Source organism: Actinomycetospora sp. (assembly GCF_055612215.1).
On the sequence record NZ_JBVPVA010000064.1, the window covers coordinates 1 to 3,795 of the forward strand.

At 76.3% G+C, this 3,795-nt stretch carries 7 protein-coding genes and 1 pseudogene; all 8 read right to left on the bottom strand.

The genetic code is table 11. The features are described 5' to 3' along the window. On the bottom strand, positions 1–420 hold a 420-nt coding region (locus AC0CYZ_RS01380; RefSeq protein WP_472211432.1), incomplete at its 3' end, for an Asp23/Gls24 family envelope stress response protein. After that, the gene (locus AC0CYZ_RS01385; RefSeq protein WP_472211435.1) at positions 417–596 is read right to left on the bottom strand and encodes a hypothetical protein; all 180 of its coding nucleotides are present in this window, start codon (positions 594–596) and stop codon (positions 417–419) included. The genes AC0CYZ_RS01380 and AC0CYZ_RS01385, both read right to left, overlap by 4 nt. Positions 597–661: 65 nt before the next feature. Then, positions 662–1,021: a hypothetical protein gene (locus tag AC0CYZ_RS01390; RefSeq protein WP_472211438.1), complete on the bottom strand. Its 360-nt coding sequence runs from the start codon at positions 1,019–1,021 to the stop codon at positions 662–664. Beyond that, positions 1,018–1,383, bottom strand: a complete 366-nt coding sequence (locus AC0CYZ_RS01395; protein ID WP_472211441.1) for a hypothetical protein — start codon at positions 1,381–1,383, stop codon at positions 1,018–1,020. The genes AC0CYZ_RS01390 and AC0CYZ_RS01395 overlap by 4 nt, the downstream gene beginning before the upstream one ends. Beyond that, on the bottom strand, positions 1,380–1,892 hold the full coding sequence (locus AC0CYZ_RS01400; protein WP_472211445.1) for an Asp23/Gls24 family envelope stress response protein: 513 nt from the start codon (positions 1,890–1,892) through the stop codon (positions 1,380–1,382). The genes AC0CYZ_RS01395 and AC0CYZ_RS01400 overlap by 4 nt, the downstream gene beginning before the upstream one ends. A 158-nt stretch (positions 1,893–2,050) precedes the next feature. Next, positions 2,051–2,854: a pyrimidine reductase family protein gene (locus tag AC0CYZ_RS01405; protein WP_472211448.1), complete on the bottom strand. Its 804-nt coding sequence runs from the start codon at positions 2,852–2,854 to the stop codon at positions 2,051–2,053. Then, positions 2,851–3,081 (bottom strand): DUF3072 domain-containing protein, encoded by a 231-nt coding sequence (locus AC0CYZ_RS01410; RefSeq protein ID WP_472211451.1) that lies wholly within the window; start codon positions 3,079–3,081, stop codon positions 2,851–2,853. The genes AC0CYZ_RS01405 and AC0CYZ_RS01410 overlap by 4 nt, the downstream gene beginning before the upstream one ends. Further along, positions 3,067–3,216: pseudogene (locus AC0CYZ_RS01415) on the bottom strand (DUF3072 domain-containing protein); the annotation flags it as partial. The pseudogene AC0CYZ_RS01415 and the gene AC0CYZ_RS01410, both read right to left, overlap by 15 nt. Positions 3,217–3,795: the final 579 nt, after the last annotated feature.

The window sequence follows — 3,795 nt, forward strand, 5'->3', positions numbered from 1 at the left end:
GAGGGCCCGCACCGCGTAGCCGGTGAGGGTCTCGACGCGCTCGCGGACGTTGCCGCGGACCGCTTCGACGGTCAGCGCGATCGGCGCCGGATAGGCGAGCGGGACCTCCAGGCGCAGGTCGACCTGGTCCCCGTACCCCGAGACCCGCGCGGTCGTCCCGGCCTCGCCGAGGCCGACGCCCACCACCCGCCGCTGCGTGCGCACCGTGCCGTCGCTGAGGTCCGCGGCGTGCTCGGCGATCCGGCGGACCACCGAGAAGGCGATCTCGAGGGTGCCGCGCTCCCCGGGGTCGTCGCCGGTCGGGAACCCGGCTCGAGACCCGGCTCGAGATCCGGCGACGGCACCGGACGCAGCGCCGGTCGCGGTCCCGGGCGGGACGACCGGGACCGGCGTGGTGGCGTCGGAGGACGGTTCGCTCATCGGTCGCGGCCGCGTCCGGTGAACTGGGTGAGGTCGAGCTCGCCGTCGAGCACGCGCCCGACGACCAGCCCGAGGATGCCCAGGACGAGGGCGATGAAGAAGCCGACGAGACCGCCCGCAGCGGCGGCGACGCCGAGGATGAGGCCGACGAACAGGCCGACCGTGGTGGCACTCATGGGATGGACCTCCTGGCGAGGGGCGGGTCGTGCGGGTCGTGCCGGGTTCGTGCGGGTGGAGCGGGTCAGACGACGCGGCGGTGGCGCACGGGGCGCAGCGGCGCCCGGCCGAGCCAGCGTCGCCCCGCGCGCAGGGTGCGGGGCAGGATCCGGCCGGAGACCGCGACGACCGGCACGTCGAGGCGGGGGTCGTCGTCGGGGATCGACCACGACGGCGCGGGCCGGGGTGCGGCGCCGCCGGCGTGGGCACCGGGGCCGGCGAGATCGCCGGCGACGGCCCCGAACGGCGAGCGGCCCGCCCGGAAGGCCTCTACCCCGCGACGGAAGGTCTCCGGGTCACCGCCGACGTCGGGGTGGTGCCGGCGCGCGAACGCCCGGAACCCGGCGGCCCCCGTCGTCGCGGCGTGCTCGTCCACCGTGGTCACGGCGCGCCCCCGGGCTCCACATCGGCCACGACGACGTCCACCCGCCGCGCACCGGTCTCGGCGGCGACGATCGCGCGCAGCGCGTCCGCCGTCGCGTGGACCCGGGCGCCCAGGCGCAGCACGACGCCGATCCGCGTGGGCTCCTCGCCCTCGCCGAGCACGACCCCGACCAGGCGGCGGCCCGGCAGGTAGGTCGCGATCGACCCGAAGGTGCCCCCGGAGAGGCGCACCACGTCGGGGTGGGCGAGGACCGCGTCCGCGACCCGCTGGGACAGCGAACCCCGCCCGGGTGCGGACGGGTCGTGCGGCGCGGTGGCGCGCACTCCGGGGGCCGCGGCGGGGATCGAGCCGGGCGTGCTCACTCGACCCGCGAGGTCGTCGCCGGGGCCGGCTCCGCGTCGTTGTCGTCGCCGGGCATGTGGATGTCGTTGACCGCGATGTTGACCTCGATCACCTCGAGGCCGGTCATCTGCTCGACGGCGCCGATGACGTTGCGGCGCACGGCCCGGGCCAGTTCGACGATCCCGGCGCCGTACTCGACGATGATGTCGAGGTCGATGGCCGCCTGCTTCTCGCCGACCTCGACCTGCACGCCCGCGGCCTGCGAGGTGCCGGTGCCGCCGGGGATGCGCTCGCGGATGGCACCGAAGGCGCGGGAGACCCCGCCGCCCATCGAGTACACGCCCGACACCTCGCGGGCGGCGATGCCCGCGATCTTCTGCACCACGCCGGACGCGATCGTCGTCTTGCCCTGGCCGGAATCGTCGGCGAGCCGCGATGGGTCGGCGCCGGTGCGGGGCTTCGCGGTCGCGGAGCCCGAGAGCGGCTGGTTGGAGACCGGCGGGACGGGGGAGTCCGAAGCGGACGTCATGGGAGGCGCTCCTCTGCGCTCGGGGTCAGGCTCGTGGCCGTTCTCGCAGTGTCCGTCACCGGGTGCCCAAGGTGTCGGATTCCGGCGCTGTCGTGCGTTCGCGCTCGCAGCGGCCACTGTTCGTAGGACACCCCGGCCGGGCGGATCGTCACGGCATGTCACCCGATCGGACTAGTAGGACCGTCCGTCGGGGGAGCCGCGGCGTCCCCGCGGGCCGTCCGGTACCGGAGCAGCAGCCCGTCGTCGTGGGCGAGGACGGACGCCAGCCGCATCCGGACCGGCCCGTCGCGCCCCGGCGGGCCGTCGAGGATGCGCCCCGGGCCGGCCCCCGCGAGCTGCGGCGCGAGGCTCAGGCACAGCTCGTCGACGCGGTCCGCGGCCGCGAACGAGCCGAACAGCGCCGGCCCACCCTCGCACAGCACGCGGTGCAGTCCCCGCTCCGCGAGCGCCGCCAGCACCGCCGCCGGGGTGACGTCGTCGCCGATCGCGACCACGTCCGCGCGGTCGCCGAACCGGGACCGCGCGGGCGCGGCCGCTGTCGTCGTGGTGAGCACCAGGGGCGGCACCGAGGTGTCGGTGAACAACGGGGCGTCCGGCTCGACCGACGCGCTCCCGGTCACCACCGCGACGGGCGGGACCTCGGCCTGCCCGCGGGCCCGCCGCCGGGCCCGCAGCTCCGGCGAGGTCCGCGCCCCCCGGTAGTCCTCGGCGCGCACCGTGCCCGCGCCGGCGACGACGACGTCGGCCAGCTCGCGGAGCAGCCCGAACACCGGCCGGTCCCCGGGCGCGTCCAGCCCCCCGGACAGTCCGCTCGCGGCGTCGCCGACGGCACCGTCGGCGCTGGCGACGAAGTTGACCCGCACGAACGGGCGCTGCAGCGCGTCGGGGTAGGCGTAGAGCCGGGCGAGCGCCGCCCGGCCGAGCTCGCCGGGCGGGCCGCCGGGAGGCCAGACGTGCCTCACCCCCCGTTCCGCCCCGCCTTCGCCTGCAGCTCGTCGATCGCCCGCGACGCCTCCGACTTGTTCAGCCCGGTCGGCGGCTCGACGCCCGCCTGCTGGGCGAGGGTCTCCAGGTAGCTGGCCTGGGGCCCGGTCATCGGCTCGTCGCCGGTGACCCACTGGTCGGTGGGCCGCTCCTGGCGGTCCGGGCTGCCGGCCGGGTCGGCGTCGGATCCCTGGAGCCGCTCGATCTCGTCGGACGCCTGGGCCTTCGTGAGGCCCTCGGGCACCTGCTCGCCCGCCTGGTGCGCGAGCGTCTCCAGGTAGCTGGCCTGCGGGCCCGTCATCGGCTCGTCGCCGGTGACCCAGTGCGCCGGATCCTTCTCCGCGGCCGAGCCGCCGCCCTGCGTCTTGACGCCGTGGGGGTCGGGCGTCGACGGGGGTGTGTCGGCCGTGTGACCTTGCGGGTCTTGGCCCGACGGCGTGTCGGGCGGCAGACTGTCTCGCGTGTCGGTCTCACTCATGATGGCTCCCGAGGTCGTGGCCGTCGTGGGTCGGACTGTTGCCCGTCCGGGCGATCCGATCGCGACGGGGCGCCACAGACGCGCCCTGCGCCACGGACACCGTGGCCGGCGGCCCGGGAACCCCGTGCGATCGAACACCCGTTCGAGACGATAGGGGCATACCCCGACAGCCAGGCCCCGATACCCGTCGGTCCCCGCAGATCGGGCTGCGGCGCGGACCGTCGGTGTCCGGGGCGTCGGGGGTGACCGGCGGGTTGCCGCGACGTGGCGATCAGCACGTCGTCGATCTCGTCAGGGGTCGTGCACTGGGGCCTCGACACCGTTAACGTCAGGTTGCTTCGGACCGCACCACGGAGCCGTCCGCCCTCGGGCCGGCGGACGGGACTCCGGCCCGACCGGGACGCCGTCCCTCGACTCCCGCTCCGGCCCACCCCCCTCGTG

Excerpts from the sequence above, each read along its gene's own strand:
- AC0CYZ_RS01385 (WP_472211435.1), bottom strand. The coding sequence starts at position 596 with ATGAGTGCCACCACGGTCGGCCTGTTCGTCGGCCTCATCCTCGGCGTC.
- AC0CYZ_RS01400 (WP_472211445.1), bottom strand. The coding sequence starts at position 1,892 with ATGACGTCCGCTTCGGACTCCCCCGTCCCGCCGGTCTCCAACCAGCCG.